This window comes from Microbulbifer sp. TB1203, assembly GCF_030997045.1.
Classification (GTDB): Bacteria; Pseudomonadota; Gammaproteobacteria; order Pseudomonadales; family Cellvibrionaceae; genus Microbulbifer.
The window spans coordinates 425,908-452,681 of sequence record NZ_CP116899.1 but is presented as its reverse complement, the minus strand read 5'-3'; the positions used below and the strand labels follow the sequence as shown (position 1 = coordinate 452,681).

The window sequence follows — 26,774 nt, the reverse complement described above, 5'->3', positions numbered from 1 at the left end:
TCATACCGGCGCAGGAACGTCATGCCGGACTCGATCCGGTACCGGTATCCAGTCTGGTGGCACCTGGATTCCGGCCTCCGCCGGAATGACGACTCACCACCCGCCATTGCCGCAACAGCCGGCGTAGTTGTTTTTCCGCCTCCTGGTCTTCGCAGTAGGCCGCTTTCTCGAAGGCTGCGGTGATGCGCTCGGCCATGGGCCCCAGATGCGGCTTCTCCGCGCGCACGCGGCGCGCGAAATCCCGCGGCGCCTCACCGGGGCGGCGTTCGATACCGGCGCGGGCCATGCGCCGGCAGAATTTGCGGTACAGCCGGCTGGCCGGCGGCAGGCGCCGGCTGCGGCCGCTCCACCAGAGCCAGGACAATACGCACAGCAGCGCCGCGCCCAGCGGCACGGCGATAAACAGAGCGATACGCAGTGGGGACACCTCCCCCAGAATCCGCTGCAACAGACCCCGCTGCCTGTCGCTATCGAAACTGACCACCGACTGATACCAGCGGTAGTTGATCATATCCCACTGCAGGCGCAGCCGGTTGAGCACGGAGATGCGGTGCAGAGGCAGCAGCGAGTCCTGCATAAACTCCTCCGCGGCGGCACTGCGCAGGCCGTCGCGAATACGCTCCGGGGAAACCGCCGCAGTGGGGTCAACCCGCTGCCAGCCCCGCCCGGGAATCCAGATCTCCGCCCAGGCGTGGGCGTCGTATTCGCGCACCAGCAGGTACTCCTCCTGTGCCACCCACTCGCCACCCTGGTAGCCCGCCACCACCCGCGCCGGCACGCCGGCGGCGCGCATCGCGAACACATAGCTGCCGGCAAAGTGTTCGCAAAAGCCCTGCTGGCTTTCGAACAGGAATTCGTCCACGGAATCCGCCCCCAGGGCCGGCGGCTTGAGGGTGTAAACAAAGCTCCGATTGTAAAACTGCAGAATCCACCGGGAGATCTCCTCGGTATCGGGATTTTTCGCGCGCAGTTCCTGCGCCCAGGCGCGGGTCCGCGGATTGCCTCCCCCGGGCAGTTGCAGGTTGCGGCTGCGCTCGAAGTCGCTCAACTCGGGAACAGCACCGAGAGTCTCCCGCGGCCAGGTGCGCACCTCGTAGGCAAAGCGGTTGTACACCGGCGCTTTCTTCAGCAGGCGGTCATCGGAGGTTTCCCCCACGCCATCGGTATCCGAGTGCGGCCGCGCCATGGCGAACAGCCAGCGGTTGTTGGTGGGCTCCTGGATCACCCGGTAGCGGTAGCGCGGACCCACCGCCGGCAGCGGCTGTTGCGGCGGCCCCCAGCTGACCCGGCCGCCCTCCCGGGGATCCACACCGAAACCCTGGCTCCAGCGCCGGCCGTCGAAATCCGAATAGACCAGTCCGCGCCAGTAGCGCTGCTCCGGCGGCGGCACCGGGCCGTCAAAGGCGATGCGCAGGGCCGGCTTGTCGGACTTGGACAGTTGCGCGAAATCCCCCGGGCTCATGGAATCGCTGATGCCGGTGCTGGCGCCACCGGTGTTTTGCGGCACCGCCCACAGCGGGCCCAGGCGCGGCATTACGATAAACAGCAGCAGCATCAGCGGCACCGCCTGGGCCAGCAGGCGCAGGGATAGCCCCAGGGCGCGGCGGGGGCGGGCGCTGGAGCTGCCCTGCTGGGCCGCCAGCGCGGCGGTGATCAGCACCACGCAGACCGCTCCGTAGAAGGCGTGGGGGATGGTCTGCTCGAACACGAACAGGGTGGCGGCGACGAAATAGGCCAGCAGCAGGCTGAGAAAGGCGTCGCGGCGGCTGACCAGTTCCAGGTTCTTCAGTGTGAAGGACACCGCCAGCAGCGCCACCATCGGTTCCAGCGCAAACCAGCGCCGATAGGAAAGCGCCAGGCCGCCCACCGCCAGGGCCACCGCCAGCAACTTGACGGTGCGCCCGGGCAGGTCGCGGCGGCCGCGGTAGACCTCCAGACGCCAGTAGACCGCGAAGGCCCAGGCGCAGACGATCCACAGCGGCAGGAGCGCAAATTGCGGCAGCAGCGCGGCGAACTGGGCGGCGAAGATCCACAGCAGGCTCTCCCGAGGCAGCATTTCCCTGCTCTGTGACATCAGGCCCCCTGCACCGGAAACAGCGCCAGCGCGCCCAGCACCCGCTGCAGATGCGGGTTGCCCAGCGCCGGGGCTATCTCGCTGCCCGGCAGGCGCAGGCCGTAGGGCGTCTGTTCCCGCTCCGCCTGCAGCGCCCAGTGGCACAGGTTGCTCAGCCGGGTTTCCACGTCGCGCCCGGCGAGCAGGTCCCAGTCGAGCCACAGGCGCGCATCGGCGCCGCTTTCGTACTCCTTGCTGTAGAGGTCGCGCCCCCCGGCGTATTGTTTCCAGGCCAGGTGACGCAGGGAGTCCCCCGGCCGGTAGGGTTTGAGGCCGGCGAAGTCGTCGCCGCCGCGCAGCTTCTGCTCGGACTCCCCTTCCCCCACGGTGGCGCCCACCGGCAGGGGGCCGGCGGATTTCGGGCGGGGGTAGACCAGGAATTCGATATCCAGGTCCACCGGGCTCCAGCAGCGGAACAATCCCAGCGGAAAGCGGCTCTCCACCCGCAGGCGCGGCGCGCGCTGCCGCCCGCGTTTGATCACCGGCAGCGCCACCTGCACCTCGGCGCGGCTCTGTTCACACAGGTCCAGTTCAGCGCCCTCTTCCGACGGCCAGAAAATCCGTATCCGCTCCCGGGACCGCCGCCCCTCGCGGCCGACCTCGATCCGGGCCTCGGCGTAGTCGCCGGCAAAGGCGGGGCGCGCTTCCAATAATTGCAACTGCACGCCGGACAGGTTGGCGAAGGTGTGTACCGGCAGCACCGCGAACAGACTGACCAGGAGGAAAGTGAGGGCGAACACCAGGTTGTTTTCGTAGTTGGTGGCCAGCAGCCACAGCAGCGCGATCACCAGCAGGAAGGCCATGCCGGCGCGGGTGGGGAGGATGAACAGTTTGCCGTGGTCCAGGCCGACGCTGCGCGCAGCGGGGGCGCGGCGGCTCAGCCAGCGTTCCATGATGTCGCGCCAGTGGCCGGCGGGCGAACGATCTGTGCTATTCGGGGCGGCCATGGAATCAGGCCGCGATGATATCGACCTGGTGCATCAGGCGCTCCACCAGATGAGTACTATCGCCGCTCTCACTGTGCAGCCGGTGCCCGGCCACCGCCGGCAGCACCGCCTGCACGTCCTCCGGCAGCAGGTGGCCGCGGCCGTGGATCAGCGCCCAGGCGCGGGCCGCATGCAACAGCGCCAGGGCGCCGCGGGGGGACAGGCCGACGGCGCATTCGGGGCTCTGGCGGGTGTGCTGCACCAGGCGTTCGACATAGTCCAGCAGGCTTTCGGAGGCCTTCACCTGGCCCACTAGGCGCTGCATTTTCTGCAGCGTGGCGCCGTCGATCCGCGGTTGCAGTTGGCGCAACTGCGCCCGCGGGTCGACACCGTTGAACAGCGCCCGCTCCGCCTCGCGGGTGGGGTAGCCCAGGCCGATGCGCATCAGGAAGCGGTCCAGTTGGGATTCCGGCAGCGCGAAGGTGCCCGACTGGTGCAGCGGGTTTTGCGTCGCGATCACGAAGAAGGGTTCCGGCAGCGGGCGCGTCTCGCCGTCGACGCTCACCTGGCGCTCTTCCATGGCTTCCAGCAGCGCGCTCTGGGTCTTGGGGGACGAGCGGTTGATCTCGTCCGCCAGCAGCAGTTGGCTGAACACCGGGCCCTCGTGGAAGCGGAACTGGCCGGAGTCCCGCTCGAAGATGGACACGCCGAGAATATCCGCCGGGAGCATGTCGCTGGTGAACTGCACCCGCTTGTAGGACAGCCCCAATACCTGCGCCAGGGCGTGGGCCAAAGTGGTCTTGCCCATGCCGGGCAGGTCCTCGATCAGCAGGTGTCCGCGGGACAACAGGCAGGCGAGCGCCAGCTTGACCTGGTGCTCCTTGCCCAGCAGCACCCTGCCGATATCGGCGACGATATGGGAAATCAGTTTTTGCACGGCGAATCCATTACTGCTCGGTTTTTTGTTCGGAGTTTCCGGGTAATTGGCCCTGTTCTGACTCCGTGGCGGCCCCGCTGCCGGGGGCTTTTTGCCAGACACGGGCTGGGCGCCCCCCTTAAATACGTCCCTGTACGCTCTCCACGGCCATCCATGGCCGCAGAAGGTCTGGCAAAAAGCCCCCGGCATCAGGGCCTTCGCATCGTGTTGTCGTTGTAGGAGGGCACAGTCGCAACTGAAGCGACAGTGCCAATAGTTAATCATAGGTGTTTGGCGCAAGGACTCTGCCATCGCCGTCACAAACAGCGCCAGTTACAGCTGCGCCAGCCCCCGCTTCAGGTCCCGCTGCAGATCCCCTATATCTTCCAGGCCCACGGAGACGCGGATCAGGTTTTCGGTGATACCGGCGCGAGCTTTATCCTCCTCGCTGAGGCGGCCGTGGGTGGTGGTGGCAGGGTGTACGATGGTGCTTTTGGCGTCACCCAGGTTCGCGGTGCAGGAGAAGATCCTGCAGTTGTCGATCACTTTCCACGCCTCCTCGCGGCCGCCGCGTACGGTGAAGCTGAACACACCGCCGAATGCGGACTGCTGCTTGGCCGCCAGGAGGTGGCCTGGATGCTTGGGCAGGCCGGCGTAGTTCACCTTTTCCACCGCGGCCTGCTCGTCCAACCACCAGGCCAGCGCCAGCGCGTTGCGGCAGTGGGCCTGCATGCGCAGGTTCAGGGTTTCCAGGCCTTTGAGGAACACCCAGGCGTTGAAGGGGCTCATGCTGGGGCCGGCGGTGCGCAGGAAGATCACCAGTTCGTCCATGATTTCTTTGCTGCCCACGGCTACGCCGCCTACGCAGCGTCCCTGGCCGTCCAGGTATTTGGTGGCGGAATGCACCACGATATCCGCGCCCAGTTCCAGCGGGCGCTGCAATGCCGGCGTGCAGAAGCAGTTGTCCACCACCAGCAGCGCGCCGGCGCTGTGAGCCAGATCCGCCAGCTGGCGGATATCCGCCACTTCGCACAGCGGGTTGGAGGGCGTCTCCATAAACAACAGCTTGGTGTCGCCATCGAGGGCGCCCTGCCAGGAATGCATGTCGGTGAGGTCCACGAAGGCCACGCGCACGCCGAACTTTTCCATATAGCGGGTGAACAGCGCGGTGGTGGTGCCGAAGACACTGCGCGAACAGATCACCTTGTCGCCGGATTTGAGCAGCGCCATGCACAGGCTGAGGATTGCGGCCATGCCGCTGGAGGTGGCCACCGCCGCCTCGCCGCCTTCGAGCGCGGCGATACGCTGTTCGAACATGCGCACCGTGGGATTGGTGTAGCGGGAATAGACGTTGCCGGTGGACTCACCGGTAAAACGCGCCGCGGCTTCTGCGGCGGAGGGGAATACGTAACTGGAGGTGAGGTAGAGGGCCTCGGAGTGCTCGCCCTCGGGAGAGCGGCTCTGCCCGGCGCGCACTGCCAGGGTATCCAGTGAATAGCCTTCGTCTTCGAACATAAACCGTCCCGGTTTTTTTTAAAGAGAGATGCTTTTTGCGGAGGCGGTTATGTTAACCGATATGGCGGAGAATGGCTCACCTGAGCGGGCCTTAGGCCCGCAAGCCGAGCTGGGGCTCGGCGGTGACTCGGCACATCCATTTGCCTCCGCCTCCGGCCGGCTTGAGAAGCTGCCCAAATTTGCTCCCGGCAAATTTGTCCCGGCTACAGCGCGCTGTGGCTGCCCTTGTTGTTTTTCGCCGCGTCGTTGCGCTCGGCGTGCAGTTGCTCCAGGTACTCTTCGTCCACGTCGCCGGTGATGTAGTTGCCGTCGAATACCGAGCAGTCGAACTGCTCGATCTCGCTGTTGCCTTCGGCGGAGCTGACCACCAGGTCTTCCAGGTCCTGGTAGATCAGCCAGTCGGCACCGATCTCCTTACAGATTTCCTCGGTGGTGCGATCATGGGCCACCAGTTCGCTGGCGGAGGGCATGTCGATGCCGTAGACGTTGGGATATTTCACCGCCGGCGCCGCGGTGGCGAAATACACCTTGGCGGCGCCCGCCTCCCGCGCCATCTGGATAATCTGTTTACAGGTGGTGCCGCGCACGATGGAATCGTCCACCAGCAGCACGTTCTTGCCGCGGAATTCCAGCGCGATGGGATTCAGTTTCTGACGCACGGACTTCTTGCGCTGTTTCTGCCCCGGCATGATAAAGGTGCGGCCGATATAGCGATTCTTCACCATGCCCTCGCGGAATTTCACCCCGAGGTTGTGGGCCACCGTCTGCCCGGCGATGCGCGCGGAGTCGGGGATGGGAATCACCACGTCGATATCGTGATCCGGGCGCTCGCGCAGGATCTTTTCCGCCAGGTGTTCGCCCTGGCGCAGGCGCGCCTTGTGCACCGACACGCCGTCCATAATGGAGTCCGGCCGTGCGAAGTACACGTGTTCGAAAATACATGGGTTGAGGGAGGGATTTTCCGCACACTGCTCTGCGTGCACCGTACCGTCCAGTTCGATATAGATGGCCTCGCCCGGCGCCACGTCGCGCACCAGGGTGTAGCCCAGCACGTCCAGGGCCACGGATTCCGAGGCCACCATATACTCGGTGCCCTTGTCGGTCTCGCGCTTGCCGTACACCAGCGGGCGTATGCCGTGGGGATCGCGGAAGGCGACGATGCCGTAGCCGACGATCAGCGCTACGCAGGCGTAGCCGCCGCGCACCCGTTTGTGTACCGCTTTCATCGCGGTAAAGATATCTCCCGCATCAGGCTGCAGTTTGCCCAGCTTGTGCAGTTCGTGGGCGAACACATTCAGCAGCACTTCGGAATCGGAATCGGTGTTGATATGGCGCAGGTCCTGCTGGAAGATTTCTTCCACCACTTCGCGCATGTTGGTGAGGTTGCCGTTGTGACCCATGGCGATGCCGTAGGGGGAGTTGACGTAGAAGGGCTGGGCAAGGGCGGGGCCGGAACTGCCGGCGGTGGGATATCGCACATGGCCGATGCCGAAGTTGCCAGTGAGCCTCTGCATATGCCGCGCGCGGAACACGTCGCGCACCAGGCCGTTGGCTTTCTGCTGGCAGAGTCGGTCACCATCGCAGGTGACGATGCCGGCGGCGTCCTGTCCGCGGTGTTGCAGCAGGGTGAGCGCGTCGTACAGCTGCAGATTGACGTCACTCTTACCGACAATACCGACAATACCACACATAGTTTTTGCCCCAGTGAAAACAGTCAAAAAAGATTTACAAAGAATTCCTTGAGCGCAGCGGCCGCCTCCCGCGCCCGATCCTCGAACTCCAGGAAGTGGGGAATCAGCACCGACTCCCGCCACCAGCCGTCCTCCTCCACCGGCACCAGAGCCGGGGCCACTATCAGCACCGTCAGCACGACAATGCCGCCGCGCAGCAGTCCGAACACCATCCCCAGCACCCGGTCGGTACCGGACAGCCCGGTGGCCTCTACAAAGGCAGACAGGGTCATATTGAGACCGGCGCCGGCGAGCAGGGTAAAGATAAACAGGATGGCGAAGGCGGCAATCGCCTGCAGCGAGGGGGTGTCCACCAGGCGGGAGAGCAGCGGGGCCAGTTCGTCGCGGAACATCATCGCCACCACGAAGGCCGCCACCCAGGTGAGCAGGGAAAGGGTTTCGCGCACAAAACCCCGACTGAGACCGATCAGCGTGGAAATGGCCACGATCGCCAGGATGGTCCAGTCAGCCCAATTCATTCAACCTACCCGCCTCGGCGGCTGCCGCGAAGAGCGCGCATTTTACAGTGATCGATGGTCAGTGAACAGGGATCAGGAAAGGGAATCGCGGAAGGATATGCATTGCGCATCAGGGCTTGAAACGCAGTACCAGAGTCTGCGCGCCGAGCAACTGGTCCAGCTCGCGCTTGGCCCCCCGGGCATCCGCCTCGCTGACTTTCGGGCCTACAAAAACCCGTACAAAGCGGCCTTTGTCGGTGGTCACTCCGCGGGTATAGGCCTTGTAGCCCTCGCCCATCAGACGCGTGCGGAGTCGTTCCGCGCGGGCTTCATCGCTGTAGGAGGCCACCTGCACTACCCAGGCGACCGGCAGGCCGCGGGCGTCGAGAATGGGTGGATCGTCTTTTTGCACCGCCGGTTTTTCGCTTTCCGCAGCAGGCTTTTGCGCAACATCTTCCTCCGGCGAGGCAGGAGGTTTGGAAGGCTGTTCCACCAATTCCGGCTGAAAGGCCTCTTCCGGTGCGGGAGCCGGGGCCACATCTGTCACCGGCCGGGGCTCGGCGATCTCGATGGGCTGGATATCCGGCGCCGGCGGGATCTGGCTGGTGGCGTCGATATAGCGGGCGCCCTCGCGGTCGAACAGGGTCGGCAGGAAGATCACCGCCAGCGCGGCGAGCACCAGCGCGCCCACGATGCGCTGCTTGAAGCCATCGTTCAGCCGGGCCCGCCTTACCGGGCCGTGTTTTGCGAGATCAAAGTCCCGGCTCGCCATCGCCGCCTTCTCGTATGCACTGTAAAACTTCCGCAACAGTAAAGAAGGAACCGAAGACAAGCAACCTGTCTTTGACACCGATCTCACCCAGGGCCCGCTCCAGGGCCTCTCGGACCGGCGCGCAGTCGGCGCGGATACGGCCTTCCGCCACGCCGGCGCTGCGCAGCCCGGCGATCAGCGCGGGGCAGCCGGCCGCGCGCTCGTTGCCCGGCAGCAGCGACGGATACCAGGTATCGACCTTTTCGACCAGGGGCGCGAACAGCCCCGGCAGGTCCTTGTCGGCCATGACCGCCACCAGTGCCCGGGTCTCGCCGGCAATGGGGTTGCCGTCAAGCCGGCGCGCCAGGTACTCCGCGGCCGCCGGGTTGTGTCCCACATCCAGCAGCAGCGAACGGCCCCTCCAGTGGATCTGCTGGCAGCGCCCCGCCAGCTCGAGCGGCGCCAGCGCCCCTTCGGCATCCTCCGGCAGCGCGTCGAGCACCGCCAGCGCGGTGACGGCGGCGGCGATACTGGGGCGCGGCAGGCCGGTGGGCGGCAGTTCGAGCTCGAACTCGCCAAAACGGTAGTCGGTGCCGCCGACCAGGAAGTCGCGGCCGATAAAATAGCTGGGGCAGCCCAGCCCCCCGGCCGCCGAGGCGACCGACAGCGGCGGCTCCGGATCGGCGCAGACAAAGGGGGCCCCCGGGCGCAGAATGCCGGCCTTCTCCCGGCCGATGACCTCCCGGTCGCTGCCCAGCCAGTCTTCGTGATCCACCGCTATGCTGGTGATCACCGCGATATCCGCATCCACCAGGTTGACCGCATCCAGGCGCCCGCCGAGGCCCACCTCCAGCAGTGCGAACTCCACACCGGCTTCCCGGAACAGCCACAGCGCCGCCAGGGTGGTGTATTCGAAATAGGTGAGGCTGACTTCGCCCCGCACGGCTTCCACCGCTTCGAAAGCGCGCACCAGTTCGACATCTTCCACCTCAATGCCGTCGATACGCACCCGTTCGTTGAAACGCAGCAGATGGGGGGAACTGTAGGCCCCCACCGAATGGCCGCCGGCGCGCAGCAGCGCCTCCATGGCGGCGATACAGGAACCCTTGCCGTTGGTGCCGGCGACAGTGATGACTTTGGGAGCCGGTTTCTGCACATCCAGCGCGCGCGCCACCCGGGCCACGCGGTCCAGGCCAAGTTCGATTTCCGTGGGGTGCAGCCGCTCGAGGCGGGAAAGCCAATCTTGCAGTGAGGACATAGATCAGAACAGAGATTTGTAGGAGCGGCGGGGCGGCCATCCGCCCATGGCCGCGATCGATCTCGCTTCGCAGCATAAAACGATCGCGGCCATGGGCCGCTCCTACAGGGTTATTTACGCAGCGGTCAGCTTGCCCAGCAACCGCGCAACCGTTCTGCGCATCTCCGCGCGGGGAATGATCATATCGATGGCGCCGTGCTCCAGCAGGAACTCGCTGCGCTGGAATCCCTTGGGCAGCTTCTGGCGGATGGTCTGCTCGATGATATTGGGGCCGGCAAAACCGGCGCGGGCGCCGGGCTCGGCGGCGTTGATGTCTCCCAGCAGGGCCAGGGAGGCGGACACGCCGCCGTAGACCGGGTCGGTCATGATGGAGATATAGGGCACACCGGCCATTTTCAGCTTCTCCAGCACCGCGGAGGTCTTGGCCATCTGCATCAGTGAGATCAGCGCCTCCTGCATGCGCGCGCCGCCGGTAGCGGAAAAGCACACCAGTGGGATACCCTCATCCAGCGCGCGCTGGGCCGCACGGGTGAAGCGCTCACCCACCACATAGCCCATGGAACCACCGTGAAACGCGAACTCGAAGGCCACCGCCACCAGGGGTTTGCCCTTCAGGGTGCCTCGCATGGCAATCAATGCGTCCTTTTCCCCGGTCGCCTTCTGCGCCTGGGTGAGGCGGTCCTTGTATTTTTTTACGTCCTTGAATTTCAGGCGGTCCACCGGCACCACGTCGGTGGCCAGCTCCTCGCGCTCCTCTTCGTCGAGGAACATATCCAGGCGGCGGCGGGCGCCGATACGGAAGTGGTGGTCGCACTTGGGGCACACATCCAGATTGCGCTCCAGCTCCGGGCGGTAGAGCATGGCGTCGCACTTGACGCACTTTTTCCACACGCCCTCCGGAACCTTGCTGGCGCCCTTGCGGCGCTCGGTGCGGATTACTGCGGGGACAATTTTTTCTAACCAGCTCATCTCGTCTTCCGATGGTTTTTTTCCAGGCCGGCGCTATTCTACCAGCCGGTATTTTTCAGGCTGAGAATTAAAACACTAAGCGAAACGGCAGACTTGGCCAGATCAGTCGCAGCACCGGGCTTTCTGGCCACTCCGCCATTCAGGTAGGTGCGCCATGCGCACCGGGTTACGCATCCAGTGCCGCGCGCATTTCGCCGACCAGCGATGTGATTTTGCCTTTGGCCTCGGCGGCATCCCGTGCCTCGCCGATGATGGATACCAGTACGCTGCCCACAACCGCACCGTCGCCAGGTTCACTCACCGCGCGGGCGGAGGCGCCGTCCTTGATACCGAAACCCACGCACAGCGGCAAGTCGGTGTGGCGGCGGATGCGCGCCAGGTTGTCCCGCACCGAATCCAGGTCCAGGTGCCCGGCGCCGGTGACTCCCTTCAGGGAAACATAGTAGACAAAGCCGCTGGCCAGCCGGGTAATCGCTCCGATGCGCTCTTCGCTGGTGGTCGGCGTGAGCAGGAAAATATTGCGCAGGCCGCGCTCGCCCAGCAGCTGATTCAATGGCCCCGCCTCTTCCGCCGGCAGGTCCACGGTGAGCGCGCCGTCCACACCGGCATCCCGGGCCGCATCGGCGAACTGCTCCGCGCCCATTTTTTCAATGGGGTTGGCGTAACCCATCAGGATTACCGGGGTCTCCCCGTCCTCGCGGCGGAATTCCTTCACCAGCTCCAGGCACTTGCGCAGGGATGACTTGTGCTCGAGGGCCCGCTCGTGGCCCTTTTGGATCACCGGCCCCTCGGCCATGGGATCGGAGAAAGGCACACCCAGCTCGATCAGGTCGGAACCGGCCTCCACCAACTGGTGCATCATCGGCACGGTATTTTCCAGGCCGCCGTCGCCGGCGACGATATAGGTCACCAGCGCCTTGCGGCCCTCGGCGCGCAGTTGGGCAAAACGGCGGTCGATGCGGTTTTCTGTTATCACGAAATCATTCCTAAAGCCGATCGCGGGCATGGCCCGCTCCTACACTTTGATGCCGTCGATGGCGGCTACGGTAAAAATATCCTTGTCGCCGCGGCCGGACAGGTTGACCACGATGTTCTGTTCCGGCGTCATGGTGGCGGCCAGCTTCAGCGCGTAGGCCACCGCGTGGCTGGACTCCAGCGCCGGCAGGATGCCCTCGGTGCGGGTGAGTTTGCGGAAGGCGTCCAGGGCCTCGCTGTCGTCCGCGGTTACGTATTCCACGCGGCCGATATCCTTCAGCCAGGCGTGCTCCGGGCCCACCCCCGGGTAGTCGAGGCCCGCGGAAACCGAGTGGGTCTCGATAATCTGGCCGTCTTCATCCTCCATCAGGTAAGTGCGGTTGCCGTGCAGTATGCCCGGCACGCCCTCGTTCAGCGGCGCCGCGTGACGGCCGGTGGCCAGGCCCTCGCCGCCCGCTTCCACGCCGTACATTTTCACTTCACTGTCATTCAGGAAGGGGTGGAACAGGCCGATGGCGTTGGAGCCGCCGCCCACACAGGCTACCAGGGCGTCCGGCAGACGACCGAATTCCTCCAGGCTCTGGCGGCGCGCCTCACGGCCGATCACCGAGTTGAAATCCCGTACCAGTTGCGGATAGGGGTGGGGGCCGGCAACGGTGCCGATAATGTAGAAGGTGTCATCCACGTTGGTGACCCAGTCGCGCATGGCCTCGTTCATGGCATCCTTCAGGGTCTTGGAGCCGGATTCCACTGGAATCACTTCCGCACCGAGCAATTTCATGCGGTAGACATTGGGGGATTGGCGCTTGACGTCCTCCGCGCCCATGTACACCGCGCATTTCAATCCCAGGCGCGCGGCCACGGTGGCGGTGGCGACGCCGTGCTGGCCGGCACCGGTCTCGGCGATCACGCGGCTCTTGCCGCTGCGCTTGGCCAGCAGCGCCTGGCCCACGGTGTTGTTTACCTTGTGCGCGCCGGTGTGATTCAGGTCCTCGCGCTTGAGCCAGATGCGCGCGCCGCCGGCCTGCGCCGTCAGCCGCTCGGCCAGGTACAGCGGCGAGGGGCGGCCCACGTAGTGGGCGAGATCGTAGTCGAAGGCGGCCTGGAATTCCGGATCGTCTTTCAGGCTCGAATACATCGCCTGCAACTCATCCAGCGCGCTGATCAGCGTCTCCGACACAAAACGGCCGCCATATGGACCGAAGTGCCCGCCGGCATCCGGATAAGCAGAAAAATCCACCACGTCTGAATCACTCACTTTTTAAAGACTCCGTTTCCCACTGATCACTAACCACCAACCACTCATCACCGGCCTTTGGCCGCCTGAACAAATTCCCTGACCTTGTTATGGTCCTTGCGCCCCGGCGTCGCCTCCACGCCGCCGCTGACATCCACCGCCTGCGGCCGCGCCGCGGCGATGGCCGCGGCCACATTGTCCGGGGTCAGGCCGCCGGCGAGTATGACTTCGCGCCCGCTGTCTTGGGGCACCCGCTGCCAGTCGAAGGTTTCACCGGTGCCGCCGGGCACCCCGGGGCGGTAGGCGTCGAGCAGAAATCCCCGCGCTTTCGGGTGCGCCGCCATGGCCGCGAGTACATCCAGGCCGTCTTTCATGCGCAGCGCCTTGATATAGGGGCGCCGGAACTGCTCGCAATACTCGGCGCTCTCATCGCCGTGGAACTGCAGCAGGTTGAGCGGCACCTGCGCCAACACCTGTTCAACCTCCGCCGCCGTGGCATTCACAAACAAACCTGTGAGGGTGACGAAGGGCGATACCCCCGCGGCGACAGCCGCCGCCCGTTCACCGTCGATACAGCGAGGACTGGCCGAGTAAAACACCAGGCCAAGGGCATCGGCACCGGCATCCACTGCGATCCGCGCATCATCGATAGTGGTAATGCCGCAGATTTTTACGCGCATTCGACCGGCCGTTCAAAATTAAAGGAGCCCGCGATACTAGCAGTTCCCGCGGGATGGGCAAAGTTGTTATGGGGACGACTGCCGCCTGTGATCGGGTTTTGGGATACTCGCGATCCAGGTCGCGGCCAACGGCCGCTCCTACAAAAGTGGCGTTTCCGCACCCAGCCCGCCGAGGGGCAGGGGCACCAGCAGCGGTCCCGGTTCCGATTCGGGCAGGTTGAACTCCCGTGGGTACTGCACATCCACCAGATAGAGCCCGAACGGCGGCGCGGTGACGCCGCCGGCGGTGCGGTCGCGGGACTCCAGGACTGCCTTCACCCACTCCGGCTTTCTCTCGCCGCGACCCACCGCCATCAGCACGCCGGTGATATTGCGCACCATATGGTGGAGAAAGGCGTTGGCGCTCACCTCCAATACGATCAGCTGGCCGACGCGGGCGATATCCAGGCGGGTGAGGTCGCGCACCGGGCTTTTCGACTGGCATTGGCTGGCGCGGAAGCTGGTGAAATCGTGCCGCCCCAACAGGTGGGCGGCACCTTTGCGCATGGCCTCAATATCCAGCGGGTGCTGGGTCCAAGTCACCTCCGCAGCGGCCTGGGCCGAGCGGGTGGGCGCGCTGTGGATCAGGTAGCGGTAGCTGCGCGCGCGGGCGGAGAAGCGCGCGTGGAATTGCGCCGGCACCTCCCGCGCCCAGCGCACCCGCACTGAATCCGGCAAGCGGGTGTTGACGCCCTGCACCCAGGCGCGCTGCGGCCGCACTGCGCGGGTGTCGAAGTGAATCACCTGGTTGGTGGCGTGTACGCCGGCGTCGGTGCGGCCGGCGCATACCAGGGTCACGGGCTCATTGGCGATGCTGGACAGTGCCTGCTCCAGGTGGGCCTGCACCGTCTCTGCGGCGGATGCCTGCTTCTGGAAACCGTGCAGGCGCGCCCCGCAGTACTCGACGCCCAGCGCAAGGCGGCGAAGGCCCGCGGGCAGTTGTTCGCCGGGGGGGACTTCGCCGTTGGGTTTGTAGATATAATCACGCTGCATTGCGTTTGTTCCACCTCTGATCGCGGCCAACGGCCGCTCCTACAACCGGTAGCGGGCAGCGGGTCTGAATCCCATCTCCCAAAATAAAAAAACCCCGCAGCCAGTGCGAGGTTTTTGGGGCGGGAAGCGGGCCTTACGCCATCCGCTCCAGCATCTCCTTCGCGCGGCGCTTGTGTTCGTCGCCGCCCTCCTCCACTACCTCGGAGAGGATGTCCTTGGCGCCGTCCCTGTCACCCATGTCCAGGTAGGCCTGTGCCAGTTCCAGTTTGGTGCTGACCTCGTCGCTGCCCTCGAGCAGATTCAGTTCGGAGTCCAGGTCGCTCTCCAAATTGAAGCTCAGGTCGCCCAGGTCCGCCGATGCGTCCTGCTCTGCGGCGGGCTCCTGGACCGCGGCCTGTTTCGGCTGGGGTTGCGGCTGAGACTGGGGCTGCAGTGGCTTTTCCTCGGCCACGGCGACGTCGGTATCGCTCTCCGCGGCCAGGGACCCATCCAGACCGGCAATGTCGTCCAGGTCGATGGAATCCAGATCCAGGCCACCGTCCAGCTCGCCGCCGAAACTCTCCAGGTCGTCCAGGGAGAGGTCTCCCAGGTCGTCCTCCGAAGCAATTTCAGAGGAGGTTGAGAAATCTTCCAACTCCGCAGCGCTGTCGTCCTCCATGGGCGAGAGATCCAGGTCGAAATCCAACCCGCCGTCGTCGCTCTCCGCAGTCTGCTCGGGCTCAGCGCTGTCGGTGCCCCCATCCATGTCGCCGAGGTCCAGCTCTCCACCGGACATCAGGTCGTCCAGGTTGAATTCCTCACCCTCGGATTCGGATTCCCGCTCGCCGGTGGTATCGCCACCCAGATCGGTATCCAGCTCCAGGTCGAGAGTGAATTCCCCGTCGTCATCTCCGGCGGTATCGCTGCCGCTGTCGAAGGAGAGGTCCATGGTCAGGTCGTCCAGCAGCGAGCTGTCGCCCTCCCCTTCACTTTCGAAATCGGAAGAAGAAGAGCTTTCGAAACCGGAGGAGGAACTCGCACTGGAGAAATCATCTTCAAAAGAAGCACTGATGTCGTCCAGTTGCGTGGCCTCCAGGGATTCGCTGGAGAAATCCATCGCCGGCGCCTCGAACGGCGGCGCACCGGCGATACTCTCGCGCAGGCGCGCGGCGCGGTCCGCAACCGGGCCGTCGCTGACGCTGAGCAGCTGGCGATAGTGATCGTCAAACTTGTCGATACTCTGCTGGTGCGCGTACACCTCGAGCAGCATCAGACGCGCCTCCACATTGTCCCGCGCAGTTTCCAGGCCGGCCAGCAGCTTATTCTCCGCGTCGCCGTACTGGCCCAGGGACAGGTGGATTTCCGCTTCCGAAACCGGATCGCCGGTATCCACGTCATCCAACTGGTCCAGGTCGAAATTGTCTTCGACCTGCACGTTTTCTACAGCGCTCAGGTTCTCGTCCACCTCGCCGAGTTCCGGCGCTGTGGCCAGGGTGCGCTCGGCGGCCATCTCCGCCTCAACCTGACGCATGGCCTCCTCTTCCTCTTTGCGGCGGCGCCAGGTGAAGAAACCGAACAGACCGATCAACAGGGCGCCCGCAGCGATCCCTATCAGTTGGATATTGTCCATCAGCCGGTCCACCAGGGTGGGCTCCGGCTGGGTCTGCACCGTTACCACCCGGTTGCGGTCGCTGTCCGCTTCCACCTCTTCCTCGGAGGTTTCCTCTTCCACTGGAGCTTCTTCCACCCCGGCAGCGGTTTCCGCTTCAGTGAACTCCTCGGTTTCCTCCGGAGCGCCATCGACGGCGGCCTCTTCGGAGCCGGAGTGTTCAGCGGCGGCCTGGACGGCCTGCATTTCTTCGTTGGAGACCTCTACCAGGCGCTCCATGGTGTCGATCTGTTCATCCAGCTCCGAGATGCGCTCCTGCAACTCCTCGTTTTCCAGGCGCGATTTGTCCAGTTCCTCCTCGGTAACCGTCAACTCGCCGGCCAGGGCCTCGCTGTCCCCAGTGCCGCTGCCGGAACCGGACAGGACGGACTCGTTGTCCCCCGGCGCAGCCAGACTCACCCGGCCCTCAACACTCTCAGCGGCGGGCGCTTCCGCGGTGGCCGCACGGGCGTCCAGCGGAGCCCCGGTGGCAGGTTCGTCGACCGAACGCTGGCGCCAGGATTCGTTCTGCGAGGCCACTTCGGCAATGGCTTCGGTAAGAGTGAGCGCGCGCACATCCTCGGCGCTGGGCAGGCGCAGCACCGCGCCCCGCTTCAGCAGGTTGATATTGTCGTTAATGAATGCGTCGGGATTGAGGCGCTGGATCGCCAGCATGGTCTGCTGCACGGAGAGACCATTGCCGACGCGATTGTCGACGGCGATTTCCCACAGGGTCTGGTTGGCGGCCACCGGGCCGTACACGCGGCTGCCGCTGTCGTCCTGAACCTGGGCGGTCTGTGTCTCACGGCGCAGCTCGAGCGGTTCTTCCGCCACAGGTTGCTGCGCTTCGGGCTCTTCCGCCGGCGGTTGCTGCTCCCGGGGTTCGGGTGCTTGCTGCGCCTGCACCGGCTCGGTCCGGGTCTGTTCGAGGGGTTTCTGCACCGGCGCCTGGCGGCGGACCTGCTGACGCTCTCGCTCGGCAGCGCGCACCGGCTGTTGCGCGATTTCGCCGGAGAAGGCTGGCAGATCCATCAGCAGGGTGTACTCCCGCAGCAACCGGCCGCTGGGCCAGCGGGTCTCCACCAGGAAATTCAGAAAGGGTTCGCGAATGGGAACACGGCTGGATATGCGGATCACCGGCTCGCCACCGGAATAGTCCACATCAAATTTCAGTTCGTTAAGCAGGTAGGACCTGTCCACGCCCGCCCGCTCAAAATCCTCGTGGCCGGCGAGGCGCACCTTGATTTCGTTGTCGCCAAGACCGCGTGTTTGCAGCAGTTTGATTTCTGCATCGAGAGGCTGATTGAGGGTCGAGTTCAGCTTGATCTCACCCAGCCCAAGCGCCAGAGCCGCGTTGCCACCCAGTGCGCTGACCAGACCAACCGCTAGTGCCAGCTTTCGCACACGCATATCCGATTCCCTTTATTGTTAGAATCACCGGGCATTTCCGAAATGTGCACCTTCAGAAAACCCCATCACTGTACAGTAAACGTTCAATGGAGCGATTGTCGCAACGACAGACTTCCATCCCGGGCGAATTACTCGCCATCCCCATTTAAACGAAGTTAAGAAGAAACCTTCACTATGGCGGCTAAGTATTAATTATCAGTGGTTTTTTAGCAACAAGTGAACAATCTGTGCGCAGTTCATTGCCACATCTTTACGCAGATTATCCGATGCTGTACAAAAATTAATCTGGTGCCTGCTGAGCAGGCTCTGCCGCAAGCGTCCGATCAGGGTCGCCTCACCGCCAACCGCCTCCTGCGCCGAAGGCCGTTCCATCAATTGAAGACGCGCGCCATTGCGCAACAGTGCGCGCAACTTGTCCAGCGCCACTTCCTCCTTTAATACAATGCGCAGGTTGGCCAGCTGGCCGTGAAACACCGACGCGGTGTTGATGCTGGCATCCACCGCAACGCTGTCGCCGAGCAGCCGGCGCAAGTCGTGCACCAACGCCAGTTCGCCGAGGCTGTGACCACTGGAGAGCAGTGGTTCGCTGGCGCTCAGTTGGTTGAATGCCAGGCGCTGGCCAATGGCCGGGTCCACTTCCGGCTCCTGACCGCTGAACAAACGCGCGGTCTGTGCGGCCATGGAATCCACCGCGGCCTTGCCCAGCGCAGACACCGGCTGGTTCAACAATACCTCCACCGCCTGCAACTGCCCGCGCAGTGGAAACAGTGCCTCCGCCACCATCGCCGCTCCCGGCACGGGCAGCGCCAGCAATCTGCGCTCCGCGGCGTCGATATCCCGGGGATTCAGCAGCGGATGGAGCAGGGTCACACTCTCATCGCCGCGGGTGTTATCCGCGCCGTCCAGAATCCAGGCACCGGCGGCCTCCGCCGCGGCGAGTGCCGCCCCCCCGACCTCGCCGCCCTTCAATAGCACCACCACCTGCTCCGGGGAAAAGGTGAACTTTTCCAGGGATTGCACCGGAATGCTGCGATTGGCAAACACCTGGGGATCCGCCACACCCTCCTCCTCTTCCAGCAGGCGAAGCTGGGCGGGCTCCACGATCCTGCGCTCTTCGAGTATTTCCAGCAGGGGGGCAAAGGCGGCGCTGTCTACGCCGAGGACTACCAGTTCACGGGAGGCTTCCGTCATAACAACTCACTTCGGATGGGCTGGCGGGGTAAAAGCGGGGCGATTATACCTGCGGAGAGAGAAGGGGAAAGCCGCCCCGGCAATGCGGGGCGGTTTTTTGCGACACAGGTAGGGAATTCCGGGTCAGAGCTTGCCCAGCAAAATCAGCAGCACCCGGCGCAGCGGCTCCGCGGCGCCCCAGAGCAGCTGGTCGCCCACGGTAAAGGCGGACAGGTACTCGGGGCCCATGTTCAGCTTGCGCAGGCGACCCACCGGGATATCCAGTTTGCCGGTAACCGCGGTGGGGGTCAGTTGCTGAAGAGTGGCTTCGCGCTCGTTGGGAACCACTTTTACCCAGTCGTTCGCGGCGCCGATCAGCTGCTCCACTTCAGACACGGGCACATCTTTTTTCAGTTTGACGGTAAACGCCTGGCTGTGGCAGCGCATGGCGCCGATGCGCACGCAGGTGCCGTCCACCGCTATCGTGGAATCGGTGCCGAGGATCTTGTTGGCCTCCACCTGCGCTTTCCACTCCTCGCGGCTCTGGCCGTTTTCTAACTGGGTGTCGATCCAGGGCAGCAGGCTGCCGGCCAGGGGTGCGCCGAATTCCGCGGAGGGAAAATCCCCGCTGCGCATGTTTTCCGCCACCTTGCGGTCGAGTTCCAGAATGGCGCTGGCCGGATCTGCAAGTTCGCCGGCCACGCCGTCGCGGATGGCACCCATCTGCGAGATCAGCTCGCGCATATTCTTTGCACCGGCACCACTCGCGGCCTGGTAGGTCATCGCGGATACCCACTCCACCAGGCCGGCCTTGAACAGCCCACCCAGCCCCATCAGCATCAGGCTGACGGTGCAGTTGCCGCCGATAAAGTTTTTCACCCCGGCGTCGATACCGCGATCGATCACATCGCGGTTGACCGGGTCCAGCACGATAATTGCGTCGTCGTCCATCCGCAGGCTGGAGGCGGCGTCGATCCAGGAGCCCTTCCAGCCCTGTTCGCGCAACTTTGGGAAAACCTCTTTTGTATAGTCGCCACCCTGGCAGCTGACGATGGCGTCCAGCTCCGCGAGGGCGTCGATATCATTAGCGTCGCCCAGGGGCGGCAGCTCGAGGCCGATATCCGGTGCTTTACCACCGGCGTTGGAGGTGGAGAAAAACACCGGCTCGGCGATATGGGCGAAATCGTTTTCCGCGCGCATGCGATCCATCAGTACGGAGCCGACCATACCGCGCCAGCCTATAAAACCTACTTTTTGCATTGCAGTATCCTATTGAATCTGTGGTCTTCTGGACCCCGGCCTGCGCCGGGGTGACGAGAGAAAGCGACATTAAGAATTAGAAAGCGGCCACCACTGCCGCGCCCATTTCCGCGGTGGATACCTTTTTGCAACCATCGGTATAGATATCCGCGGTGCGCAGCCCCTCGTCCAAAACTTTGCTGACAGCCGCTTCGATCGCATCGGCGGCCTCACCCCTATTCAGCGAGTAGCGCAGCATCATCGCCGCGGACAGGATGGTCGCCAGCGGATTGGCAATTCCCTGGCCGGCGATATCCGGCGCGGACCCGTGACAGGGCTCGTAGAGACCGAAACCGCTCTCGTTCAGGGACGCGGACGGCAGCATGCCAATGGAGCCGGTAAGCATGGCGGCGGCGTCGGAGAGGATATCGCCGAACATATTGCCGGTGACCATCACATCGAACTGCTTGGGCGCGCGCACCAGTTGCATGGCCGCGTTGTCCACCAGCATGTGAGACAGCTCCACATCCGGGTACTCCGGCGCCAGGCGATCCAGCACTTCGCGCCAGAGCACGGTGACCTCCAGCACGTTGGACTTGTCCACCGAGCACAGCTTGCCGTTTCTCTTGCGCGCGGCCTCGAAGGCGGTGCGCGCGATGCGCTCGATTTCCGACTCTTTGTAGACGTAGGTATTAAAACCCTGCTTCTCGCCGTTATCCAGGGTGCGGATACCCCGCGGCTCGCCAAAATAGATACCGCCGGTGAGTTCGCGCACGATCAGGATATCCAGCCCGGCCACCACCTCCGGCTTGAGGCTGGAGGCCTCGGCCAGCTGCGGATAGAGAATCGCCGGGCGCAGGTTGGCGTAGAGGCCCAGGCCGCTGCGGATTTTCAGCAGGCCTTTTTCCGGGCGGATTTTCGGCTCCACTTTGTCCCATTTGGGTCCGCCTACGGCACCCAGTAGCACCGCGTCGCACTGACGCGCCGCTTCCAGGGTGGCATCGGTGAGCGGCTCGCCGTATTCGTCGATAGCGGCACCGCCGATCAGGCCTTCGCTGAATTCCAGGTCCAGTCCGAATTTACTGTCCACGGCGCTCAGCACCGCCAGTGCCTGCTCGACGATTTCCGGGCCTATGCCGTCGCCGGGCAGGATCATGATTTTCTTGCTCACATCTGTTCCCTTAATTTATTCACCACTTCGTAGGGTGCGCCGTGCGCACCGTCCAAGGCCAAAGGTGCGCACGGCACACCCTACCTCACCAGATCACTTGACCGCGTCAAACAGCCAGGGCGACTGCTCGCGGCGCTTGGCTTCATAGGCGCGGATCGCATCCGCGTCTTCCAGGGTGAGGCCGATATCGTCGAGGCCGTTCAGCAGGCAGTGCCTGCGGAAGCTGTCCACCTCAAAAGCGATGGTGTCCCCGTTCGGCTTCACCACCTGCTGTTTTTCCAGATCGATGGTCAGCTCATAGCCTTCCTGCGCGTACATCTCCTGGAACAGCTGATCCACAACGACCTCGTCCAGCACGATCGGCAGCAGGCCGTTCTTGAAGCAGTTGTTGAAAAAGATATCGGCAAAACTCGGCGCAATTACCGCGCGGAAGCCGTAGTCGTCCAGGGCCCAGGGGGCGTGTTCCCGGCTGGAACCGCAACCGAAATTCTTGCGCGCCAACAGCACCGAGGCGCCTTTGTAGCGCGGAAAGTTCAGCGGAAACTCCGGGTTCAGCGGCCGCTTGGAGCAGTCCTGTCCCGGCTGGCCCTCGTCCAGGTAGCGCAGCTCGTCGAACAGGTTGGGGCCGAAGCCGGTGCGCTTGATGGATTTCAAGAACTGCTTGGGAATAATCAGGTCGGTATCCACATTGGCGCGGTCCATCGGCGCCACCAGCCCCGAATGTTGGGTAAAAGCCTTCATTGGACGGCCTCCTTTTGCATTTCGCGCACATCGACAAAGTGGCCGGCGATCGCCGCGGCCGCCGCCATACCCGGGCTCACCAGGTGGGTGCGGCCGCCGTAGCCCTGGCGCCCCTCAAAATTGCGGTTGGAAGTGGAGGCGCAGTGTTCGCCCGCGCCCAGCTTGTCCGCATTCATCGCCAGGCACATGGAACAGGAGGGCTCGCGCCACTCGAAGCCGGCCTCGATAAACACCTTGTCCAGGCCCTCTTTTTCCGCCTGGGCTTTTACCGCCTGGGAGCCGGGAACCACCAGTACCTGTTTGACGCTGTCGGCTTTCCTGCGGCCCTTGGCCACCGCCGCCGCCGCGCGCAGATCCTCGATACGGGAGTTGGTGCAGGAGCCGATAAACACCCGGTCCAGCTTGATATCGGTGATCTTCTGGCCCGCGTTCAGGCCCATGTACTCCAGCGCGCGCTGAATACCGGCGCGCCGGGTGGCGTCCGCCTCGGCCGCGGGGTCCGGCACCAGCGCATTGACCGGTGCCACCATTTCCGGAGAAGTGCCCCAGCTCACCTGCGGTTCGATTTCTTCCGCGGCCAGCTCCACCACTGCATCGAAAACCGCATCGTCATCGGAATGCAACCGGCTCCAGGCTTCCACCGCTTTATCCCACTGTTCACCTTTCGGTGCATAGGGTTTGCCTTTCACGTAGTCGAGGGTGACCTGATCCACCGCCACCATGCCGGCGCGCGCGCCCGCCTCGATGGCCATGTTGCACACGGTCATACGGCCCTCCATCGACAGCTTGCGGATTGCCGAGCCGCCGAACTCGATCGCATAGCCGGTGCCGCCGGCGGTACCGATCTTGCCGATGATCGCCAGCACCACGTCTTTCGCGGTCACGCCCGGGCCCAGTTCGCCGTCCACACGCACCAGCATGTTCTTCATTTTCTTCTGGATCAGGCACTGGGTGGCCATCACATGCTCCACCTCGGAGGTGCCGATACCGTGGGCCAGCGCCCCCAGCGCACCGTGGGTGGAAGTGTGGGAATCACCGCACACCACCGTCATACCCGGCAGGGTGGCGCCGGTCTCCGGGCCAATCACATGCACAATGCCCTGCCCCGGCTCATTGATGCCGAACTGCACCACGCCGAAATCCCGGCAGTTCTCGTCCAGCGTCTGCACCTGCAGGCGGGCGATCTCATCGCGGATGCCATCCAGGCCCGCGGCGCGCTCCGCCGCGTCCGAGGGCACGTTGTGGTCCGGGGTGGCGACCACCGAGTCGGTGCGCCAGGGTTTGCGCCCGGCCAGGCGCAGGCCTTCAAACGCCTGGGGCGAGGTAACCTCGTGGATCAGGTGGCGGTCGATATAGATCAGCGCAGTGCCATCATCGCGGCTCTTCACCAGATGGTCCTGCCAGAGTTTGTCGTAGAGCGTCTGCCCGGCCATCGCCGTGTCCTCTAAATGCGGAATAATGAATGCGGAATGCGGAATTTGGGGCAAGTCTAATACCGGGCATTGAATAACATCAATTTATATTTATTATATAGTGAAGTCCTTTATGGAATATGTGGTAGAGCCCGGCTTCAGCGCATTTTCGTAGGTTTCGGGACTCGGGACCCGGGGAAGAATACTGAGGCCTAATGCGAAGGACCTGATGTCGGGGGCTTTTTGCGGGACCTTCTGCGGCCACGGATGGCCGCGGAGAGCGTACAGGGACGTATTTAAGGGGGGCGCCCAGCCCGTGTCCCGCAAAAAGCCCCCGGCAGCAGGGCCGCCTCCACTGCCAACTACGGAGCCCCACCCAATGGAAATCCAGTGGCTAAAAGCCTTCTTAAGTATCGCCGAACAGGGCTCGGTCTCCGAGGCCGCGGAGCAGTTGCATCTTACCCAACCGGCTGTCAGCAAGCGCCTGGCCGCCCTGGAACAGCAGTTGGGCACACCGCTGTTCGACCGCATCGGCCGCAAACTGCAGCTCACCGACGCCGGGCGCGCACTGCTGCCCCGGGCGCGGCATATCCTCAACGAAGTGAGCGAGGCGGAACGGGAGCTGCGGGCCCTGGGAACGGAGGTGGGCGGCAGCCTGCGTATCGCCACCAGCCACCACGTGGGCCTGCACCACCTGCCGCCGGTGCTGAAGGAATTCAGCACCCGCTACCCCGAAGTGGCACTGGACATCAATTTCGTGGACTCCGAGCGAGCCTACGAGGCACTGATGGCCGGTGAGTACGAACTGGCGGTGGTCACCCTGGCGCTCAGGGAATACCCCAGCCTGGAAGCCCACGTCATCTGGCCCGATCCCTGTGTGGTGGTGGCCGCGCCGGACCACCCCCTGGCGCAGATGCCGGCTCTGGATCTTCCCGACCTGGCCCGCTACCCGGCCATACTGCCAGACCTGAACACCTATACCGGGCGACTGATCAAGCGCGAGTTCGACAACCGGGGGTTGAAGCTCACCGCCAAGCTGGCCACCAACTTCCTGGAAACCATCAAGATGATGGCCGGCGTCGGCCTCGGCTGGAGCGTCCTGCCGCGCACCCTGGTGGACGACAGCCTGGCGATACTGCCGGTGGAAAAACTGCACATTGTGCGCAATCTGGGGGTTATCAGTCACCGCGCACGCACCCTTAGCAACGCCGCCAGCGCCCTGCAGCAACTGCTTTTTGCAGCTGCTCACACTTCAGGGGAGGAGGCTGGCGCGAATAGCCGCACGACGGGAAAATAATAGTACACTTCCCCACAGCCCAATAACGGAGAGAATCCATGAGAAAAACAACACTTGTCCAGAGTCTGATTTTGAGCACGGCCCTGACCAGCGGCGCCGCCAGTGCCGATACCATCCTCGGCTTCGACGCCAGCGCCGGCGTCTGGCAGCCCAGCTACAGCGGCAATCTCGGTGCGGACGACTTCGACGTCGACGAGTTTTCCCTGGCGGAAGACAACATCACCTTCATCCAGGCCGCACTGGAACACCCGGTTCCGCTGATCCCGAATATCCTGGTGGCCCACAGCAGTGTGGAAACCGATGGTACGGCCATGCTGGGAAAACCCGTCACTTTTGATGACGAGACCTTCACGGCCAACACCGAAATCAGCGCCAATATGGACCTGTCCCACACCGACGCCACTCTCTATTACGAAATCCTCGACAACTGGGTCAACCTGGACCTGGGTCTGACCGCGCGCCGGTACGACGGCGCCCTGGAAGTGGCGAGCGAAGACCAGACGGAAAATATCGAGCTGGCCGGCGTACTCCCCATGGCCTATGCCATGGCCCGCTTCGACCTGCCGTTCACCGGCTGGTCCATCATCGCCCAGGGTAACGGCACCAGCTACCGAGGCGACTCCCACACCGACTTCACCGCCAAAGTGCGCTGGGACTTTATGCCCGCGGCGGACTTCGCGGTCGAGGCCGGCTACCGGATGATGACCCTGGACCTGAAAGAGCTGGACTCCCTGCAGAGCGATCTGGAGATCAAGGGACCCTACCTGGGGCTGAATCTCCACCTGTAAGGACTCGGGACTCGCAAGATTGTAAGGAGCGGCCGTTGGCCGCGATCGGACGGGATATAAACCACCGCCGATCGCGGCCAACGGCCGCTCCTACAGAAGAAGTGAACCGGCCCTCGCCGGTTTTCCGCTCATCCCTCCGCCATTCACAGAAACTTAACGCACGACTTACCCCGTTACGGTCACCACACCCGGCTGCACATCGCCGTTTTGCGCGCGCTGGCGCAGGGCGTGGTCCACCAGCACCAGGGCCATCATGGCCTCGGCGATGGGCGTCGCGCGGATGCCCACGCAAGGGTCGTGGCGGCCCTTGGTAACCACCTCGATGGGATTGCCGTGCACATCGATGCTGCGCCCGGGAAGGCGCAGGCTGGAAGTGGGTTTGAGGGCGATGTGCGCGATGATGTCCTGGCCGCTGGAGATGCCGCCGAGCACGCCGCCGGCATTGTTGGAGAGGAATCCCTCAGGGGTTATCTCATCGCGGTGCTCCGTGCCCTTCTGCTCCACGCTGGCGAAGCCCGCACCGATCTCCACGCCCTTGACCGCATTGATGCTCATCAGCGCGTGGGCCAGGTCCGCATCCAGGCGGTCGAAGATGGGCTCGCCCAGGCCCGCGGGCACGCCGCTGGCGTGCACCGAAATCCGCGCGCCGATGGAGTTGCCCTCCTTGATCAGCGCCTGCATGTAGTCCTCCATCTCCGGGACCTTATCGGCATCGGGGCAGAAAAAGGGGTTCTGCCCCACCTGGTCCCAGTCCAGCTTTTCCACCCGGATGGGCCCCAACTGCGACAGGTAACCGCGCACCTCTATACCGTACTGTTGGCGCAGCCACTGCTTGGCGATGGCCCCGGCGGCCACGCGCATGGCGGTCTCCCGCGCCGACGAACGGCCGCCGCCGCGGTAGTCGCGCAGGCCGTATTTCTGCCAGTAGGTGTAGTCCGCGTGGGCCGGGCGCACCTGTTCGGCGATATTGGCGTAGTCCTTGGAGCGCTGGTCGGTGTTTTCGATCAGCAGGCCGATGGGTGTACCGGTGGTCTTGCCTTCGAACACACCGGAGAGAATCTTCACCTGGTCCGCCTCGCGCCGCTGGGTGGTGTAGCGGGAAGTGCCGGGCTTGCGCCGGTCCAGCTCCAGCTGGATATCCGCCTCGCTGATCTCCAGCCCGGGGGGGCAGCCGTCCACGATACAGCCCAATGCCGGGCCGTGGCTCTCGCCGAAAGTGGTGACGCAAAACAGCTTGCCAAAAGTGTTGCCCGACATAATGTGAAATTCCCTGCCTGCCAATCAGTGATTTATCTAGTTCCGGAATTCAAGCTCGAGGCGGCTTTGTGCCACATTGAGCCATTTGAACTCTGAGACCCG

At 64.0% G+C, this 26,774-nt stretch carries 22 protein-coding genes; 2 read left to right on the top strand and 20 right to left on the bottom strand.

The genetic code is table 11. The features are described from left to right. Nucleotides 1–19 precede the first annotated feature (19 nt). The 19 genes from PP263_RS01895 to leuC all read right to left on the bottom strand — a co-directional run bounded on the left by PP263_RS01895 (nucleotide 20) and on the right by leuC (nucleotide 23,351). Nucleotides 20–2,074 carry a DUF3488 and transglutaminase-like domain-containing protein gene (locus PP263_RS01895; protein ID WP_308366683.1) on the bottom strand — a complete coding sequence of 685 codons (2,055 nt, stop codon included), beginning with the start codon at nucleotides 2,072–2,074 and terminating at the stop codon, nucleotides 20–22. Then, the gene (locus PP263_RS01890; protein WP_308366682.1) at nucleotides 2,074–3,006 is read right to left on the bottom strand and encodes a DUF58 domain-containing protein; all 933 of its coding nucleotides are present in this window, start codon (nucleotides 3,004–3,006) and stop codon (nucleotides 2,074–2,076) included. The genes PP263_RS01895 and PP263_RS01890 overlap by 1 nt, the downstream gene beginning before the upstream one ends. A gap of 58 nt (nucleotides 3,007–3,064) precedes the next feature. Continuing rightward, nucleotides 3,065–3,976, bottom strand: coding sequence for an AAA family ATPase (locus tag PP263_RS01885; RefSeq protein ID WP_308366681.1), 912 nt, complete (start codon nucleotides 3,974–3,976; stop codon nucleotides 3,065–3,067). A 312-nt stretch (nucleotides 3,977–4,288) separates the two neighbouring features. Further along, entirely contained in the window at nucleotides 4,289–5,470 is a 1,182-nt protein-coding gene (locus PP263_RS01880; RefSeq protein WP_308366680.1) for an O-succinylhomoserine sulfhydrylase, read from the bottom strand. Between the two features lie 203 nt (nucleotides 5,471–5,673). Next, nucleotides 5,674–7,161: an amidophosphoribosyltransferase gene (gene purF, locus PP263_RS01875; RefSeq protein ID WP_308366679.1), complete on the bottom strand. Its 1,488-nt coding sequence runs from the start codon at nucleotides 7,159–7,161 to the stop codon at nucleotides 5,674–5,676. Between the two features lie 23 nt (nucleotides 7,162–7,184). Beyond that, nucleotides 7,185–7,679 carry a CvpA family protein gene (locus tag PP263_RS01870; RefSeq protein WP_308366678.1) on the bottom strand — a complete coding sequence of 165 codons (495 nt, stop codon included), beginning with the start codon at nucleotides 7,677–7,679 and terminating at the stop codon, nucleotides 7,185–7,187. A gap of 109 nt (nucleotides 7,680–7,788) precedes the next feature. Continuing rightward, the gene (locus tag PP263_RS01865) at nucleotides 7,789–8,430 is read right to left on the bottom strand and encodes an SPOR domain-containing protein (protein WP_308366677.1); all 642 of its coding nucleotides are present in this window, start codon (nucleotides 8,428–8,430) and stop codon (nucleotides 7,789–7,791) included. Next, nucleotides 8,411–9,667: a bifunctional tetrahydrofolate synthase/dihydrofolate synthase gene (gene folC / locus PP263_RS01860; RefSeq protein WP_308366676.1), complete on the bottom strand. Its 1,257-nt coding sequence runs from the start codon at nucleotides 9,665–9,667 to the stop codon at nucleotides 8,411–8,413. Before folC ends, PP263_RS01865 begins: the two co-directional genes overlap by 20 nt. A 114-nt stretch (nucleotides 9,668–9,781) precedes the next feature. Further along, a complete protein-coding gene (accD, locus tag PP263_RS01855) occupies nucleotides 9,782–10,636 on the bottom strand; it encodes an acetyl-CoA carboxylase, carboxyltransferase subunit beta (protein ID WP_308366675.1) in 855 nt (284 codons plus the stop codon). A 166-nt stretch (nucleotides 10,637–10,802) separates the two neighbouring features. Continuing rightward, complete coding sequence (gene trpA, locus PP263_RS01850; protein ID WP_374693688.1) at nucleotides 10,803–11,642, bottom strand: tryptophan synthase subunit alpha; 840 nt, start codon at nucleotides 11,640–11,642, stop codon at nucleotides 10,803–10,805. Between the two features lie 9 nt (nucleotides 11,643–11,651). Next, nucleotides 11,652–12,869, bottom strand: coding sequence for a tryptophan synthase subunit beta (gene trpB / locus PP263_RS01845; protein WP_183456005.1), 1,218 nt, complete (start codon nucleotides 12,867–12,869; stop codon nucleotides 11,652–11,654). Between the two features lie 47 nt (nucleotides 12,870–12,916). Beyond that, nucleotides 12,917–13,528, bottom strand: a complete 612-nt coding sequence (locus PP263_RS01840) for a phosphoribosylanthranilate isomerase (protein WP_308366673.1) — start codon at nucleotides 13,526–13,528, stop codon at nucleotides 12,917–12,919. A 138-nt stretch (nucleotides 13,529–13,666) separates the two neighbouring features. Beyond that, nucleotides 13,667–14,560, bottom strand: coding sequence for a tRNA pseudouridine(38-40) synthase TruA (truA, locus tag PP263_RS01835; protein ID WP_308366672.1), 894 nt, complete (start codon nucleotides 14,558–14,560; stop codon nucleotides 13,667–13,669). 133 nt (nucleotides 14,561–14,693) lie between these two features. Beyond that, a complete protein-coding gene (locus PP263_RS01830; RefSeq protein WP_308366671.1) occupies nucleotides 14,694–17,597 on the bottom strand; it encodes a FimV/HubP family polar landmark protein in 2,904 nt (967 codons plus the stop codon). Nucleotides 17,598–17,792: 195 nt separating this feature from the next. Continuing rightward, complete coding sequence (locus PP263_RS01825) at nucleotides 17,793–18,788, bottom strand: Asd/ArgC dimerization domain-containing protein (protein WP_308366670.1); 996 nt, start codon at nucleotides 18,786–18,788, stop codon at nucleotides 17,793–17,795. 123 nt (nucleotides 18,789–18,911) lie between these two features. Next, entirely contained in the window at nucleotides 18,912–20,027 is a 1,116-nt protein-coding gene (asd, locus tag PP263_RS01820; RefSeq protein ID WP_308366669.1) for an aspartate-semialdehyde dehydrogenase, read from the bottom strand. A gap of 76 nt (nucleotides 20,028–20,103) precedes the next feature. Beyond that, entirely contained in the window at nucleotides 20,104–21,177 is a 1,074-nt protein-coding gene (gene leuB, locus PP263_RS01815) for a 3-isopropylmalate dehydrogenase (RefSeq protein WP_308366668.1), read from the bottom strand. A gap of 93 nt (nucleotides 21,178–21,270) precedes the next feature. Further along, entirely contained in the window at nucleotides 21,271–21,918 is a 648-nt protein-coding gene (gene leuD / locus PP263_RS01810) for a 3-isopropylmalate dehydratase small subunit (RefSeq protein ID WP_308366667.1), read from the bottom strand. Further along, nucleotides 21,915–23,351: a 3-isopropylmalate dehydratase large subunit gene (gene leuC, locus PP263_RS01805; protein WP_308366666.1), complete on the bottom strand. Its 1,437-nt coding sequence runs from the start codon at nucleotides 23,349–23,351 to the stop codon at nucleotides 21,915–21,917. Before leuC ends, leuD begins: the two co-directional genes overlap by 4 nt. A gap of 358 nt (nucleotides 23,352–23,709) precedes the next feature. Here leuC and PP263_RS01800 point away from each other — a divergent pair, with 358 nt between their 5' ends. Both PP263_RS01800 and PP263_RS01795 read left to right on the top strand, forming a co-directional pair. Further along, nucleotides 23,710–24,627: a LysR family transcriptional regulator gene (locus tag PP263_RS01800; protein ID WP_308366665.1), complete on the top strand. Its 918-nt coding sequence runs from the start codon at nucleotides 23,710–23,712 to the stop codon at nucleotides 24,625–24,627. 38 nt (nucleotides 24,628–24,665) lie between these two features. Continuing rightward, nucleotides 24,666–25,415 (top strand): TIGR04219 family outer membrane beta-barrel protein, encoded by a 750-nt coding sequence (locus PP263_RS01795; RefSeq protein ID WP_308366664.1) that lies wholly within the window; start codon nucleotides 24,666–24,668, stop codon nucleotides 25,413–25,415. A gap of 165 nt (nucleotides 25,416–25,580) precedes the next feature. Here the strand turns inward: PP263_RS01795 and aroC are convergent, their stop codons facing one another. Continuing rightward, on the bottom strand, nucleotides 25,581–26,672 hold the full coding sequence (gene aroC, locus PP263_RS01790; RefSeq protein ID WP_308366663.1) for a chorismate synthase: 1,092 nt from the start codon (nucleotides 26,670–26,672) through the stop codon (nucleotides 25,581–25,583). Nucleotides 26,673–26,774 lie beyond the last annotated feature (102 nt).

Excerpts from the sequence above, each read along its gene's own strand:
- PP263_RS01895 (WP_308366683.1), bottom strand. The coding sequence starts at position 2,074 with ATGTCACAGAGCAGGGAAATGCTGCCTCGGGAGAGCCTGCTGTGGATC.
- PP263_RS01890 (WP_308366682.1), bottom strand. The coding sequence starts at position 3,006 with ATGGAACGCTGGCTGAGCCGCCGCGCCCCCGCTGCGCGCAGCGTCGGC.
- PP263_RS01880 (WP_308366680.1), bottom strand. The coding sequence starts at position 5,470 with ATGTTCGAAGACGAAGGCTATTCACTGGATACCCTGGCAGTGCGCGCC.
- purF (WP_308366679.1), bottom strand. The coding sequence starts at position 7,161 with ATGTGTGGTATTGTCGGTATTGTCGGTAAGAGTGACGTCAATCTGCAG.
- PP263_RS01870 (WP_308366678.1), bottom strand. The coding sequence starts at position 7,679 with ATGAATTGGGCTGACTGGACCATCCTGGCGATCGTGGCCATTTCCACG.
- PP263_RS01865 (WP_308366677.1), bottom strand. The coding sequence starts at position 8,430 with ATGGCGAGCCGGGACTTTGATCTCGCAAAACACGGCCCGGTAAGGCGG.
- folC (WP_308366676.1), bottom strand. The coding sequence starts at position 9,667 with ATGTCCTCACTGCAAGATTGGCTTTCCCGCCTCGAGCGGCTGCACCCC.
- accD (WP_308366675.1), bottom strand. The coding sequence starts at position 10,636 with ATGAGCTGGTTAGAAAAAATTGTCCCCGCAGTAATCCGCACCGAGCGC.
- trpA (WP_374693688.1), bottom strand. The coding sequence starts at position 11,642 with ATGCCCGCGATCGGCTTTAGGAATGATTTCGTGATAACAGAAAACCGC.
- PP263_RS01840 (WP_308366673.1), bottom strand. The coding sequence starts at position 13,528 with ATGCGCGTAAAAATCTGCGGCATTACCACTATCGATGATGCGCGGATC.
- truA (WP_308366672.1), bottom strand. The coding sequence starts at position 14,560 with ATGCAGCGTGATTATATCTACAAACCCAACGGCGAAGTCCCCCCCGGC.
- PP263_RS01830 (WP_308366671.1), bottom strand. The coding sequence starts at position 17,597 with ATGCGTGTGCGAAAGCTGGCACTAGCGGTTGGTCTGGTCAGCGCACTG.
- PP263_RS01825 (WP_308366670.1), bottom strand. The coding sequence starts at position 18,788 with ATGACGGAAGCCTCCCGTGAACTGGTAGTCCTCGGCGTAGACAGCGCC.
- asd (WP_308366669.1), bottom strand. The coding sequence starts at position 20,027 with ATGCAAAAAGTAGGTTTTATAGGCTGGCGCGGTATGGTCGGCTCCGTA.
- leuD (WP_308366667.1), bottom strand. The coding sequence starts at position 21,918 with ATGAAGGCTTTTACCCAACATTCGGGGCTGGTGGCGCCGATGGACCGC.
- leuC (WP_308366666.1), bottom strand. The coding sequence starts at position 23,351 with ATGGCCGGGCAGACGCTCTACGACAAACTCTGGCAGGACCATCTGGTG.
- PP263_RS01800 (WP_308366665.1), top strand. The coding sequence starts at position 23,710 with ATGGAAATCCAGTGGCTAAAAGCCTTCTTAAGTATCGCCGAACAGGGC.
- PP263_RS01795 (WP_308366664.1), top strand. The coding sequence starts at position 24,666 with ATGAGAAAAACAACACTTGTCCAGAGTCTGATTTTGAGCACGGCCCTG.
- aroC (WP_308366663.1), bottom strand. The coding sequence starts at position 26,672 with ATGTCGGGCAACACTTTTGGCAAGCTGTTTTGCGTCACCACTTTCGGC.